Origin of the sequence: Akkermansia muciniphila (assembly GCF_040616545.1) — a bacterium.
In the GTDB taxonomy this organism is placed as follows: domain Bacteria; phylum Verrucomicrobiota; class Verrucomicrobiia; order Verrucomicrobiales; family Akkermansiaceae; genus Akkermansia; species Akkermansia muciniphila_E.
In genome coordinates, this window is the sequence record NZ_CP156688.1 from 2,135,052 (window position 1) to 2,148,073 (window position 13,022).

Consider the following 13,022-nt stretch of genomic DNA (forward strand, 5'->3'; position numbering starts at 1 on the left):
TACTTTTATGTTTACCGGACTCGTTGAAACAACAGGAACCGTGGAAGGGTTTACGCCCATCAACGGCGGAGCCAGGCTGACGCTGGTAATTCCGTTCGGCCGTGAACTTTCCCTGGGTGATTCCGTAGCCGTCAACGGCTGCTGCCTGACCGTGGACGCGCTGGACGGGGAGCGGGTCTCCTTTGACCTGCTTTCCCAGACCCTCCGCGTCACCAGCCTGGGGAACCTCCAGCCCGGGGGCCTGGTGAACCTGGAGCGCGCCATGTCCGCCATGGACCGCTTCGGCGGACACTTTGTGATGGGGCATGTGGACAATACCGGGACGGTTACGGCTCTGGAACCCGTGGGACAGGACCACCGCCTGGAAGTCCGCATTCCGGATGAACTGGCCCGCTACTGCATTGACAAGGGCTCCATCACCATTGACGGCATTTCCCTGACAATCGCCAATCTGAACGGCTCCCTGCTGGAATTCTGGATTACGCCCCATACCTTTGGCCGCACGAACCTGCAACGCGCCGTCTCCGGCCAGCCGGTAAATCTGGAAGTGGACATGCTGGCCAAGTACGTGGAGAAGCTGTTTACTGCCCGCGAAAACGCGGAGGAGTGAGGCTTTCCGGGAGGGGTGAAGGTGAAGTGTAAAGCCCGCAGGACGGATTGATTTTGTGCAGGGGAAAGATGTATTCCGCTGGCTTGTGAAGGTACGTCCTGCCGGGACAAACGTTATTCCAGCGCCCGTGAAGGAACGCCCTACTTCGCCATTCCGCCTTTGGCCGTGACCCATTTGCCGCGTTTGATGACCCGATCAAAGGAGAGGCCGTGATGTTCCGCCGCCGCCTTCGTTTCTTTCCATTGGGAGGCCAGAATCCCGGAAATGACCAGCACGGCATCCTTCTTCATGGCCGCGATGATATGGGGAAAAGCCTTTTGCAGGATGGTGGAAAACAGGTTGGCGACGACCAGGCTACCCTTTTGCCGGGCTGTGGGCGTCCATTCAAAAACGTCTCCGACAAATAAATCCAGTTGTTCAGGCGTGACGGCGTTGCGTTCCATGTTGTGCCGGGCCACCTCAACCGCCATGGGGTCAAAATCGAAGGCTGCGGCGTGCTCCGCCCCCAGTTTCAGCGCCGCAATCGCCAGTACGGCGGTTCCGCAGCCGATGTCCGTCATGGTCCAGGCTGTTCCCTTGCGGGAGTGCGCAAAGTCGGCAATGAAGCGCAGGCAGGCGGACGTGGTGGCATGGTCTCCGGTGCCGAAGGCCATTTCCGCCGGAACGCTCAGAATACGGCGTCCGGGGAATTGTTGCCGCAGGGCGGCAAGCTTTTCTGCGGAGCTCTGTTCCGTGATGACCAGGGAATTTCTTATTTTGAGCGGAGCGCGTTCCTCCCGGTTCTGGGCCGCTACCCAGTCCCGCGTCTTGATTTCCCGGACGGAGCCGCCAAAATATTGCTTCAGGGTCAGGGCGTCTTCTTCCTGGTCACAGTAAACGGTAATTCTGATGGTCTTGCCCCCCTTGATGATGGTGATGGAGGCATTGGGATTTCCGGCAATGCGTTCGCTCCACGCGTCTTCCCATTTGGCGGGGGACAGTTTGTTCCAGCTCCAGGTCATGCGGGGAGTATGGAAGCTTTTCCGGCAGGAGGCAAGGACGGATGCAAAGGAAGGAACAGTTAAAGGAAGCTCCGGGGATTATCCATTTCCGGGATTATTCCCTTAAAGGCCGTGAAGCGCTGCAAGGTCTTGAGGGCCCTCCGGAAACTGGCCGGAACTTACAGGGATTTTCCGTTGGGCCACATCAGCATCCGTTTCAGGAAGCGTTCATTGTTGACGGTGACCTTCGGGAAGAGGCGCCTGCTGGATTCCTTGAGCGCCCTGATGGCGTCTTCCCCCTGCAGCGGCGTGCGGTCAGAGCCGCCGATCACGTTGCGCAGCCATGCGGTCTGGGGCATGTCATAGGCTTCCACGGCCTTGAAGGGCATGCGCTCCCGCCAGTTGGAGCCTCCCGTGGTGCCGGGAATGTTCAGGCGCTTGTTGACGTCAAAGAGGGCGGGCCAGAGGATGGCCGCATAACGGGAGTTGGAACGGAACAGGGCATTGTACATGGCCGTCTTGATCTCCAGGTTCCAGTAGGAGAGCCATGTTTCCGGCTGCATGCCCGCGAAGTCCGCAAACCATTTCAGCAGGCGCGCTCCGTCTTCCGCCTGGTGCACAATGCTTTCCTGCTCCGGTCCGGACGGCGTTTTGGGAGAGGTGCCCTCCCACAGGCCCAGTTTCCGTGCACGCTCAATCTTGGCGTAGCTGTCATTCCAGGTCCGCATGATGGTTTCAAAGTCATGCGTGCCGAACGCCGCAAAGGAGCATTCATGGTATTCCTTTCCGGGAGTGATGGTGCCGTCCGTCCTGATTTCCCAGTGGGGTATCTTGAAGCCGGGAATGTTAAGCTGGCGCATGTTCGGGCGCACGTAATCCGGCACACATCCCAGGTCTTCCCCCACCACGCTGACGCCGGGGGCGGCGGAGAGCAGGAGGCGCAGGTAAAGGTCTCCGTCCGTCAGGTTCAGGTTGCGCTCCACGGCGTTGTCATCCCCGCGCGGCTTGAAGCCGGGGAGCCTGCCGCCCGTTCTCTGGGCCGCCTGTTCAAGGGTAAGGGGCAGGAAAACCCCGTTTTCCGTGGGTTTCCACGGGAAGGAGTAAATGCGGTAAAAGCCCAGGATGTGGTCAATCCTGTACATGCTGAAAATCTTGGTGCAGTACTTCACCCGGCGTCTCCACCAGGCAAAATTGTCCTGGGCCATGACGTCCCATTTGTACAGGGGAATGCCCCAGTTCTGCCCCCATTTTCCCGTGAACGGGTCCTCCGCGTAATTGCCTTCCGCCGGGGCGCCGCCGCACCAGTCCGTATCAAACAGGTAGCGTTCAAAGAAGACGTCCGCGCTGCTCAGGGAAACGCCTATGGGGATGTCCCCCATCAGTTTCACGTTGCGTTCGTCCGCGTAAATCCGGATGAATTCCCACTGCTTTTCACAGAGCCACTGAAGCCAGCGGGCAAAGTCCTTTTCCTCCTCGTAATCGGCGGCGATGGCCTTGGCCCGCGCGGGGTCCTGCTCTGGCCAGTGCCACCAGATCTCCGTGCCGAACAGGTCGCAGAGAACCTGGAAGCAGACAAAGTCTTCCAGCCAGCTCCCCTGTTCCTTCACCCATTCCCGGAACTTGGGCATGATGCCTTCATATTCCGGCTTGGTCTTGAAATTGTTCCACGCTTCCCGCAGAATCCACATTTTCCAGAACCTGACCTTGGGGTAGTCCACCAGGTTGGGGCCGGAGGGCTGTTCCCACGGCAGCGTATCCCCGGTTTCATTGAAGACGCGTTCTTCCAGGCCGGGGATGGTCCAGGGTTCCAGGGAAAGGTACAGGGGCTCCAGGGCAATGGAGCTGATGGCGGAATAGGGGGAAGGGCATTCGTCCCGCCCCAGGGCATTGACGGGCAGGAGCTGGAGAAATCCCACATGGGCGTCTGCCGCCCAGTCAATCCACTGGCGCAGGGCCGTCAGGTCCCCGATGCCGTGGTCGTTGTTGCGGCGCAGGGAGAACAATGGCAGAACTACGCCGGCTAATCTCTTTTCATCCATATCAGAACGCATGCTTGAACGGTTTCCCGGATGGACCTGTGCCAGCCGTGGAAACCGTGAGTGGCAGAATAGCATCTCCCGGAGGAATGCGGCAAGCCTAATACGTTGCCTTTGCGCCATGATTCCGGGGTTTCCGCAGGAAGAGCGCACAGAAGTTTTCCTGGCTGCCTGGCATGAACGGAACGCGCATAGGCATGAAAGACGGGATTTTTCTTTTTGAAATGGCATCCTGCGCAAACAGGCGCAAATTCTGCTTCCATCCGCAATCTGTGGCAGTTAAAATCATACGCAAATGAAATTGGCACTTCTCCCTTCCGCCCTGCTGGCGCTTCTGGCCTCCTGCGGCCCGAACAAGCATATGAATGCCTGGGAGCGCCAGAGTTCGGCGCTGGACCCCGTGGGCATCACGTCCAAGAAAATGGCGGCCAAACACAGGGCGGACCAGGCTTCTTACAAGCCGGGGGAATCCGTCACGTTCAAGAAGGAGAAGCTGATGGTGTTCGAGCAGAATCCGGAGAATAATTTTTCCACGAGCGGAACCGTCAAGGGAGGCGTGAAAACAGCCAAGGTGCTGGTTTGCGGAGATTTGTTCGCCAAGGTGGAATTTGAGGACGGCAGCCAGGGATACGTAAGCCTGTCCGAAGTAGTCAATCCGCAGGAAATGATGGGCTTTTATCCCGTCACCGCTCCAGACATGGTAGGGCCGGACGGAGCCCTGCTTCCGCTGCCCGCCAATATGGGCGCCGTCAGCCCGGAAGCCGCAGCGGCTTCCCGTGAGCTGGATATGTCCCGCATGGATACCTCCCTGGTTCCGGTGCCGGCCTCCGCTTCCCCGTCACCTTCGGGAGCCGCGCCGCAGGAACCCCCTCCGGTCAGTGCGCCTCTCCCGGAATCCAGCGTGAAACAATAAGCGCGCCTTGGGCGCAGACGCCGGAGAGCGGGGATGGATTTATTACCCGCTTGCGCTAGTTTCTTTGAACCTTGTTCTCCCCTGTCTGATTGGCTGATGCCTATTCCGCCGTCAGCTCATACGCCACGGCGTCCGTTACAGTGACCGTGGCGAATTCACCGACGGGCAGGGTGAGGGGGACGGAGACGGTTCCGTCAATGTCCGGGGCGTCCCATTCCGTTCTGGCGACGCCGGGCGCGTCCACCAGCACGCGGATTTTTTTGCCGATCTGGTCCTGGCCCGTTTCCGAGGCAATGCGGGTCAGCAGCAGGGTGGCCTCATTATAGCGGCGCGCCTTGGTGCGGTGGTGCACCTGGTTGGGCATCTTGTAGGCCTTGGTTCCCTCCTCCCGTGAGAAGGTGAAAATACCGGCCCGTTCAAAGCGGAATTCTTCAATGAACTCCATCAGTTCCTGATGGTCGTCCTCCGTCTCTCCGGGGAATCCGGTGATGAAGGTGGTGCGGATGGCGATTCCCGGAACGGCTTTCCGGATGTCCCGCAGGAGGTTGCGGATGTAGTCCCCGTCCGTCACGCGCTGCATGGCGCTGAGCATGTTGTTGGAAATGTGCTGGAGGGGGATGTCCACGTAGCGGGCCACCTTGGGGCTCTCCGCAATGGCGGCGGTCAGCTCGTCGCCCCAGTGGGCGGGATGGGTGTAAAGCAGGCGGATCCAGAATTCCCCTTCAATGGCGTTCAGGGCGCGGATTAGGGTGGCCAGGGATTCCCCGCGGGAAGAATCCACCGCGCTGCGGCGGTTGGGGCGGGCGTCCGTCCATTTGTCCATGCCGTAATAGGTAATGTCCTGGGCAATCAGGCAGATTTCCTTTACTCCGGACCGGATGAGGGCTTCCGCTTCACGCACCACGTCCTGCTGGGAACGGCTGCGGTGGCGCCCCCGGATCATGGGGATGATGCAGTAGGCGCAGCCGTGGTTGCACCCTTCCGCTATCTTGATGTAGGCCGTATGGGAGGGGGTGAGGCGGTAGCGCGGCGTGTCCCAGTCCGGCACGTACTTGCATTTGCCTTCAATAAAATTTTTGTCCGGAGCGGTCCGCTCCATTACTTCCGTGATGATTTCCGGGAGTTTGGTGATCTGGTCCGGGCCGATGAAGGCGTCCACCTCCGGCAGCAGGGCAGGGAGTTCCTTCTGGAAGCGCTGGGACAGGCAGCCCGCTACAATCAGCTTCTGGTTTTCCGGATAGGCTCCGCTTTCCCGGGCGCGCACGACGTCCAGAATGGCGTCGATGGCTTCCTGCTTGGCCTGGTCAATGAAGGCGCAGGTGTTGACCACCATCACGTCCGCCAGTTCCGGCTCCGGGGTCATGGCCATGCCGGCCTTCTGCATGTGGCCGATCATGATTTCAGAGTCGATCAGGTTCTTGGGGCAGCCCAGGGAAATGAGTCCAACGGTGAGAGGCATGGCAGTGAGTGAAGAGCGTGGTGAAGTCAGTCCCCGGCGGGGGAGTCGTCCCTGACGACGACGAGGTCGAACGGACGGATGTCCACGACGCGCACAGGGGTACCCTTAATCAGTATGCCTTGTCGAGAGAAAACCTCGCATATTTCGCCATGGATCATGGCCTTGCCGTTGGGCTTCAGCTCCGTTACGGCGTTCCCCCGGTCGCCTACCTGCACGCGCGGAAGGTTGACGGCCTCCCCGGCGGGGCCGCCGCTGACCGTGGCGTTCGTCACGCGGCGCATCAGGATGGAATCCGGCAGGTACTTCATCAGCACGGCAATGAGGATGGCTCCCCCGGTCAGGCCCAGGGCGAGTTTCAGCAGGGGAATGCCCAGGACCATTGCCAGCGTGTTAACGTCGTCCCACTGTCCGTCACGGATGACGTGGTCCCATTCCCAGGAGCTGATCATGCCGCCGAACAGGGCCAGGAAGATGCAGATGCCGCCCGCAATGGCCGCAATGAAGGTGCCGGGGATGACGAAGAATTCCACGCACAGCAGGACCACGCCCAGAATGAGCAGGGCCGCCGTTTCATACCCCGCCAGGTTCCCCGCAATGTTATTGCCGAAGAAGAAGAGGGCGAACGCGGCAATGGCCACGATGCCGCCGATGCCGAACCCCGGAGTCTTGAATTCCATGTAAATGCCGCCGATGCCCAGCAGGATCAACACGGGGGAGGCCCATGCAATCCAGAGGCCGATGCGTTCAAAGGCGGTGGGCTCCGCCGTGACCGCGGGGGCGTCCACCTTCTCCTGGGCCAGCAGGTCCGTGACGGAGGTGGCCGTTCCCTGGGCCAGCAGGGGCTTGCCGTCTTCCAGCCGCGTGGCGGCTTCCTTGCCCGTCAGGGTCAGGAGCGCGCCTTTTTCCAGCTTGACGGGGCCGAACTGCTGGTCCTTGTCAGACGGAATCATCATGGCCTTCACCACCTCCGGGCGGTAGCCCTTTTCCGTGACTACGGAGCGGGTGAAGGCCCAGAAGGCGCTTTCCGCCTTCTTGCGCATGACGGGGTCCATTTCCTCCCCGGAGGAGGTGATGATGCCCGCCGCGCCGATGGAGGAGACGGGCGCCATGTAAATCTTGTCGCACGCCGCGGAGATAAGCGCTCCGGCGGACATGGCCTTGGGGTTCACATAGGCATAGGTGGGAATGGTCAGCGGCTGGATGCTTTTCATCATCATCTCGCTGGTTTCCCAGGCCAGGCCGCCGGGCGTGTTCAGGTCAAACACCACGGCCCGCGCCTGTTCCTCCTGCGCACGCTTCAGGATGCGGTTCATGAAGCCGAAGCTCTGCTTGCTGGTCAGGGAGTCTTCTCCCACGGGGATGACTACTACCCGGTCGCGGAAGGATTCCTCCGCGGCCGCCCGGAACGGGGACCCGGCAAACAGGGCCAGCAGAGCCAGCAACAGAAGGTGAATATGCTTCATGCCTGCAAGCTAACACGTTCCGCGCCCGCGCTCAATGGGGAAATACATTCGCCTTGCCATGAGTGGATGATTTTCTATCTTTATTAAAAGAAGTTAGCTATTTAATAGTTGATTGTTGATCTTTTTTATTCCATAATATGTTATTATGGAAGATTCTGAAATTTTCGAAAAATTGAAAAAAATTATTTATGGATGTGTGGATAAAATATGGGAAAATGATAGCGATCTGTTTGAAAAATCCGAATGGACTATTACTTTTCGTTTAGGATATTATTTACAACGTGCATTAGAAATTGAGAAATTGATTGTATTAAAAGGTTATGTAGTTGATTCTGAATATAATAGATTTGAAGATGATCCAAAGAAAGCATTTAAAGAATGTGAAGAATGTGGAAAAAGGGAAAGTTGTTTAGGAGATGTTGATTATAATAAAAGTATACGACCTGATTTAGTGATTCATATTCGAGGGAATAATGATGAATACTCAAATTTGATTGTAATTGAAGTTAAAAAATTAAAACCAAATAAAAATTATTATAAAAATGATTATGATAAATTGAAATATTTGACATGTAAGAAAGCTAAATATCACTACCGAATAGGTGCTCATGTTGTATTGGATAAAACAAAAAATAAATCGGAATTTAAATGGTTTGAAAATGGAGAAGAAGAAAGAGAATAGTAATTATATGGTGATTTTTAGGTAGTAATCATTGCTAATATTTCAACTACTAATTGTCCTTATAGGAATTCTGTGATAAACTGACCGCGCCTTATGGGAAGGATTGATGAAGACAGCATCCGGCGCGTTCTGGAAGCCACGAACATTGTAGATGTGGTGGGTTCCTACCTTTCCCTGAAAAGGGCAGGGTCCCGCTGGAAGGCGTGCTGCCCGTTCCACAATGAGAAAACGCCTTCCTTCATCGTGGACCAGACCCGGCAGAACTTCAAATGCTTCGGCTGCGGGGAAGGGGGGTCCGCCATCACCTTCGTGATGAAGATGGAGAACCTGGGCTTTGCGGATACCGTGCGGCGTCTGGCGGAAAAAGCCGGAATCACCATTGCGGAAGAGGTGTATGACGCCGCGGAGGAAAAGCGGCGCAAGGCGCGCACCGCCCTGCTGGTAGCCCACAAGAAGGCGGCTGAATTTTTCCACAAGCTTCTGCTCCGTTCGCCAAAGGCGGCGGAGGCCAGGGCCTACCTGAATTCCCGCGGCTACGGGGCGGACATGGCCAAGCGCTGGCAGGTGGGCTGGGCGCCGGATTCCTCCCGGGAGTTCCTGGCCTGGGCAGGCACGGAGGGCCTGCCGGACCAGGTGCTGATAGATGCGGGCCTTGCCAACCGCGGAGAGAGGGGGGACCTGTACGCCCGTTTCCGGGACAGGCTGATGTTCCCCATCAACAACGTGTACGGGGAGTGCGTGGCGTTCTCCGGCCGCATCCTGCGCGCCCAGGAAAACGTGGGCAAGTATGTCAACTCCCCGGAGACGGCCATTTTCAAGAAAGGGGACGTGGTGTTTGCGCTGGACAGGGCGCGCGGCCCCATGGGGAAGACGGGAAAGGCCCTGTTGTGCGAAGGGCAGATTGACGTCATCGCCTGCCATGAAGCGGGGCTTTCCTTTGCCGTGGCTCCGCTGGGGACGGCGTTCACGCCGGAGCACGCCAGGATTCTTTCACGCTATGCCTCCCGGATTGTGCTGTGCTTTGACGCGGACAAGGCGGGCATGGCGGCGGCGGACCGCGCGTTCAGGGAACTGGCCCCCTTCGGCAAGGATATTTTTCTGGTGAATTTGCCCGCGGGGGATGATCCGGACTCCTTCATGAAGAGGGAAGGGAAGGAAGTTTTTTCGGAAATGGTGGAGCAGGCTCATTCCTTCTTTGAAGTCCGCATTGAACGCGCCCGGGAACGGGGGCTGCTGAATGACGCCGGCTCCAGCGCCGCCTTTGCCCGTGAGCTGACGTCCCTGCTGGCCTGCATGAGCGACCCTGTGGCGCGTGACCTGGCCACGGCGGACATCGCCGCGCGCATGCGCATGACGGCGGACAACCTGCGCGGCGCGGTGAGAACGGCGGGCAGGCGCCGGGAGAGGGAAAAGACCCAGTCCGCGGGCCGTTCCGCGCCGGAGCAGGATGTTCCGCAGGTGCTGCCTCCCGTGAAGATGAACCGGGCGGTGGCCGTGCTCTGCGAGTTGTCCCTTCAGAACGCGCGGGCGCAAAGCCTCATCGTGGACCGCATTGAGGAATTGCTGGAACCCATGCGGATGCTGCAAGGCGGGGAAATCCTGAAAAAAATCCTGGCCCGGCTGCCTTCTCCGGACAGTCCCGCGGCCATCCAGGCCTTTCTGGCGTCCCTTCCCCAGCCGGAACGGGACGCCCTGCACCTGCTGAATCTGGACCCGGTGCCCATTCCGGATGTGGACAGGAGCGTTCAGGAGGCCTGTTCCGGCATTGCGAAGGCTGCGCTGGAAAGGCACATCGCCTCCCTGAAAGCGGAGATTGCGGACCCCTCCACGGATGCCGCCAGAAAGCTGGAGTTATCCAAACTTAGTGTTGACTTGAAGCGTTTACTAGGTACAATGTAGTGCTTCGATACCTCCGGGTATTGTATAATGGTGAATTGTGCCCTCTTCTTTTCAAGATATGTCCAAATCCGGTGACCCATCCTCCTCTTCTCCCAAGAAGACTTCCGCCAGCAAAAAAGCTTCTGAATCCAAGGAAAAAATAGCGGCCAAGCCTGCCGCAAAAACTTCCAAAACCACTCCCAAGGCGGCACCTGCCAAAAAAGCCCCCGCCAAGGCTGCCGCTCCGGCGGCCAAAAAGCCCGCAGCCGCCAAGCCCGCTGCGGAAAAGAAGGCCCCGGTGAAAAAGGCTGCCCCGGCCTCTGCGGCCAAGAAGACTGCGGTACCTGCTAAAAAGGCCCCCGCCGCCGCTCCGGCCAAAAAAACGGCTGCCCCTGCCGCAGCCGGGAAGACCCCGGCCAAGCCTGCGGAAAAGAAACCTGCGGAGAAGAAGTCCGCCAAGGCGGAAGCTCCCAAGAAATTGAGCGAAATCCTGGAAGAGGAACGCAAGAGGGCTGCCAGCCGCAAGATCACGAATCCGATTGACGCCCCGGAAATCCAGGAAAAAATCCGTGAACTGATCAAGCTTGCCAAGGAGCAGGGATACCTGACCTTTGACGACATTAATGACTCCCTTCCCAACGACATTGTTGACCAGCAGGATTACGAGGCCATCATGGACCGCCTGCGCAGCATGGCGTTTGACATCATTGACGCGTCCGACGTGGACAGCTACACGGACCGCACCCGCATCAACACGGAGGAAGAGGACGAAGAGGAAAAGCTGGAAGCCAAGATGGACATTCTGGACGATCCCGTCCGCATGTACCTGAAGCAGATGGGCCAGGTTTCCCTGCTCACCCGTGAAGAGGAAGTGGCCATCTCCAAGAGGATTGAGGACGCGGAACAGAACGTCCAGCGCTGCGTGCACCGCTTCGGCTTCATTGCGAACGCCTATCTGGACGTGGCCTACCGCCTGCTTGACAACGAGGAACGCTTTGACCGCGTCATCCTGGACAAGAAGATTGACTCGCGGGAACGCTACATGAAGGGCCTCGCCCAGCTCTGCGCCCAGATCCAGCAGACCCATCAGGACGCTTCCAGCGCCTTCCGCAAGCTGTACCGCAGCCGGGAGGCCGCCAAATCCGTGAAAGCGCGCCAGGCGGAGTTTGACAAGATTGCCGGCGTGCTGGTGAAGCTCTTCGGCCGCCTGTACTTCAAGCACAAGGTGATTGAAGATTTCTGCTCCATGATTGACGAGGCCCGCGACCGCGTGCTCCGCATGCAGAAGAAGGTGGCCCAGGACCCGGAAAACAAGGAACAGAAGGAACACCTTGCGGAGCTGGAACTGCGCATGTGGATGACGGCGGATGAAATGACGGAAGCCTACCAGGAACTCCGCAAATGGCTCCGCGAAGCCCGCAGGGCCAAGGACGAGATGGTGGAAGCCAACCTGCGCCTGGTCATCTCCATTGCCAAGAAGTATACCAACCGCGGCCTTTCCTTCCTGGACCTGATCCAGGAGGGCAACATGGGCCTGATGAAGGCGGTGGAAAAGTTTGAATACCGCCGCGGCTACAAATTCTCCACGTACGCCACCTGGTGGATCCGCCAGGCCATTACCCGTTCTATTGCGGACCAGGCCCGCACCATCCGCATTCCCGTGCACATGATTGAAACCATCAACAAACTGATGCGTGTTCAGAAACAATTGGTGCAGGAATACGGGCGCGAACCCACGCCGGAGGAAATCGCGGAGGAAATCCACCTTCCCGTGGAACGCGTGCGTTCCGTGCTGAAGATGGCCCAGCAGCCCATTTCCCTGCAAGCCCCTGTAGGGGATTCCGACGATACCTCCTTTGGCGACTTCATTGAGGACAAGGCAGCGGAAAACCCCATGGAGGAAGCCTCCTTCTCCTTCCTGAAGGAAAAGATCAAGGATGTGCTGGACACCCTCACGGACCGCGAGCGCGAGGTCATTGAACAGCGCTTCGGCCTCCGGGACGGCAGCCCTCGCACTCTGGAGGAAGTGGGCCGCCAGTTCAGCGTCACGCGCGAACGTATCCGCCAGATTGAAGCCAAGGCCCTCCGCAAGCTGCGCCACCCCACGCGCATCAGCAAGATCAAGGGATTCCTGGAAATGACGGAATCCTGACCGGATTTACGCCGCATGCCGTGCTACGCTCCAGGGTCATGAAGACCTGCGTGGCCGCGGCATGCGGCATTTTTATGTTACTGGCTTCCTGTTCCGGCACCGGGGACTTCAAGCCCGCGTTCAACCAGCCGCTCCAGCCCGTGATGCAGCCGGGCTTTGTTTATGTGGACCAGGTGGCCCCGCTGGTGAAAACCAACCTGAAGTATGCCGGTTATGACAACTTTGTGGGGCGTCCGCTGGACGGCTACCACGGCAGGCGCGCCATCCTGCGCACGCAGACGGCGCGCGCCCTGAAAAAAGTCTCGGAAGACCTGTACAGGCAGGGCTATGTGCTGGAAATTTATGACGCCTACCGTCCCCATACCGCCGTGCTGGACATCTGCAAATGGGGCGCGGACGCGGGTGACCAGAAGATGAAGGCCAGGTATTACCCGAACATTGACAAGGCAAAGGTATTCGGGGACCACTATGTGCGCGATTTCTCGGAACATTCCCGCGGCGTGGCCGTGGACGTCTCCCTGCTGTACGCCAAAACCGGAAAGCCTGTGGACATGGGCGGCCATCATGACCTGCTGGACCCCAGCTCCGCTACGGACAGCCCCCTGGTGACTCCGGTCCAGCACCGGAACCGGATGATTCTGAAAAAGGCATTTGAAAAACAGGGGTTTGCCAATTATTCCCCGGAATGGTGGCACTACCGCCTGCTGAATGAACCGGCGCCCTCCCTGCATTATTACTTTCCGGTGTGGGACGGCATGGCCGCGCGGTAGGCGCTGACACGTCCGCTGTCACGGACGCGCATTTTATCCTTTGATTTTTTCCCGGTGGAAATAGGATAACAGAATACTG

Annotated in this window: 10 protein-coding genes; 6 read left to right on the plus strand and 4 right to left on the minus strand. The window is 58.4% G+C overall.

The features are described 5' to 3' along the window. Positions 1-7 precede the first annotated feature (7 nt). Complete coding sequence (locus ABGM91_RS08800) at positions 8-610, plus strand: riboflavin synthase (RefSeq protein ID WP_354831518.1); 603 nt, start codon at positions 8-10, stop codon at positions 608-610. 140 nt (positions 611-750) lie between these two features. Here the strand turns inward: ABGM91_RS08800 and ABGM91_RS08805 are convergent, their stop codons facing one another. Together ABGM91_RS08805 and ABGM91_RS08810 are read right to left on the minus strand one after the other, a co-directional pair. After that, on the minus strand, positions 751-1,611 hold the full coding sequence (locus ABGM91_RS08805) for a 50S ribosomal protein L11 methyltransferase (protein ID WP_354831521.1): 861 nt from the start codon (positions 1,609-1,611) through the stop codon (positions 751-753). Between the two features lie 158 nt (positions 1,612-1,769). Next, the gene (locus ABGM91_RS08810; protein ID WP_354831524.1) at positions 1,770-3,641 is read right to left on the minus strand and encodes a 4-alpha-glucanotransferase; all 1,872 of its coding nucleotides are present in this window, start codon (positions 3,639-3,641) and stop codon (positions 1,770-1,772) included. A gap of 280 nt (positions 3,642-3,921) precedes the next feature. Between ABGM91_RS08810 and ABGM91_RS08815 the strand changes: the two genes are divergently transcribed. Continuing rightward, positions 3,922-4,539: a hypothetical protein gene (locus ABGM91_RS08815; protein WP_215428970.1), complete on the plus strand. Its 618-nt coding sequence runs from the start codon at positions 3,922-3,924 to the stop codon at positions 4,537-4,539. A 100-nt stretch (positions 4,540-4,639) separates the two neighbouring features. On the opposite strand, the gene rimO is transcribed toward ABGM91_RS08815, so the two are convergent. Then, entirely contained in the window at positions 4,640-5,998 is a 1,359-nt protein-coding gene (gene rimO / locus ABGM91_RS08820; RefSeq protein ID WP_354831528.1) for a 30S ribosomal protein S12 methylthiotransferase RimO, read from the minus strand. A gap of 26 nt (positions 5,999-6,024) precedes the next feature. Beyond that, on the minus strand, positions 6,025-7,461 hold the full coding sequence (locus tag ABGM91_RS08825; protein ID WP_354831531.1) for a hypothetical protein: 1,437 nt from the start codon (positions 7,459-7,461) through the stop codon (positions 6,025-6,027). 145 nt (positions 7,462-7,606) lie between these two features. Here ABGM91_RS08825 and ABGM91_RS08830 point away from each other — a divergent pair, with 145 nt between their 5' ends. The 4 genes from ABGM91_RS08830 to ABGM91_RS08845 all read left to right on the plus strand — a co-directional run bounded on the left by ABGM91_RS08830 (position 7,607) and on the right by ABGM91_RS08845 (position 12,943). Next, positions 7,607-8,143 carry a hypothetical protein gene (locus tag ABGM91_RS08830; RefSeq protein ID WP_354831534.1) on the plus strand — a complete coding sequence of 179 codons (537 nt, stop codon included), beginning with the start codon at positions 7,607-7,609 and terminating at the stop codon, positions 8,141-8,143. Between the two features lie 93 nt (positions 8,144-8,236). Further along, the gene (gene dnaG / locus ABGM91_RS08835; RefSeq protein ID WP_354831536.1) at positions 8,237-10,042 is read left to right on the plus strand and encodes a DNA primase; all 1,806 of its coding nucleotides are present in this window, start codon (positions 8,237-8,239) and stop codon (positions 10,040-10,042) included. A gap of 58 nt (positions 10,043-10,100) precedes the next feature. Continuing rightward, positions 10,101-12,173 carry an RNA polymerase sigma factor RpoD gene (rpoD, locus tag ABGM91_RS08840; RefSeq protein WP_354831538.1) on the plus strand — a complete coding sequence of 691 codons (2,073 nt, stop codon included), beginning with the start codon at positions 10,101-10,103 and terminating at the stop codon, positions 12,171-12,173. A gap of 74 nt (positions 12,174-12,247) precedes the next feature. Next, positions 12,248-12,943, plus strand: coding sequence for a M15 family metallopeptidase (locus ABGM91_RS08845; protein ID WP_215428965.1), 696 nt, complete (start codon positions 12,248-12,250; stop codon positions 12,941-12,943). Positions 12,944-13,022 lie beyond the last annotated feature (79 nt).

Coding starts and splice junctions, on each gene's coding strand:
- rpoD (WP_354831538.1), top strand. CDS start 10,101: ATGTCCAAATCCGGTGACCCATCCTCCTCTTCTCCCAAGAAGACTTCC.
- rimO (WP_354831528.1), bottom strand. CDS start 5,998: ATGCCTCTCACCGTTGGACTCATTTCCCTGGGCTGCCCCAAGAACCTG.
- ABGM91_RS08810 (WP_354831524.1), bottom strand. CDS start 3,641: ATGCGTTCTGATATGGATGAAAAGAGATTAGCCGGCGTAGTTCTGCCA.
- ABGM91_RS08800 (WP_354831518.1), top strand. CDS start 8: ATGTTTACCGGACTCGTTGAAACAACAGGAACCGTGGAAGGGTTTACG.
- dnaG (WP_354831536.1), top strand. CDS start 8,237: ATGGGAAGGATTGATGAAGACAGCATCCGGCGCGTTCTGGAAGCCACG.
- ABGM91_RS08845 (WP_215428965.1), top strand. CDS start 12,248: ATGTTACTGGCTTCCTGTTCCGGCACCGGGGACTTCAAGCCCGCGTTC.
- ABGM91_RS08830 (WP_354831534.1), top strand. CDS start 7,607: ATGGAAGATTCTGAAATTTTCGAAAAATTGAAAAAAATTATTTATGGA.
- ABGM91_RS08805 (WP_354831521.1), bottom strand. CDS start 1,611: ATGACCTGGAGCTGGAACAAACTGTCCCCCGCCAAATGGGAAGACGCG.
- ABGM91_RS08815 (WP_215428970.1), top strand. CDS start 3,922: ATGAAATTGGCACTTCTCCCTTCCGCCCTGCTGGCGCTTCTGGCCTCC.
- ABGM91_RS08825 (WP_354831531.1), bottom strand. CDS start 7,461: ATGAAGCATATTCACCTTCTGTTGCTGGCTCTGCTGGCCCTGTTTGCC.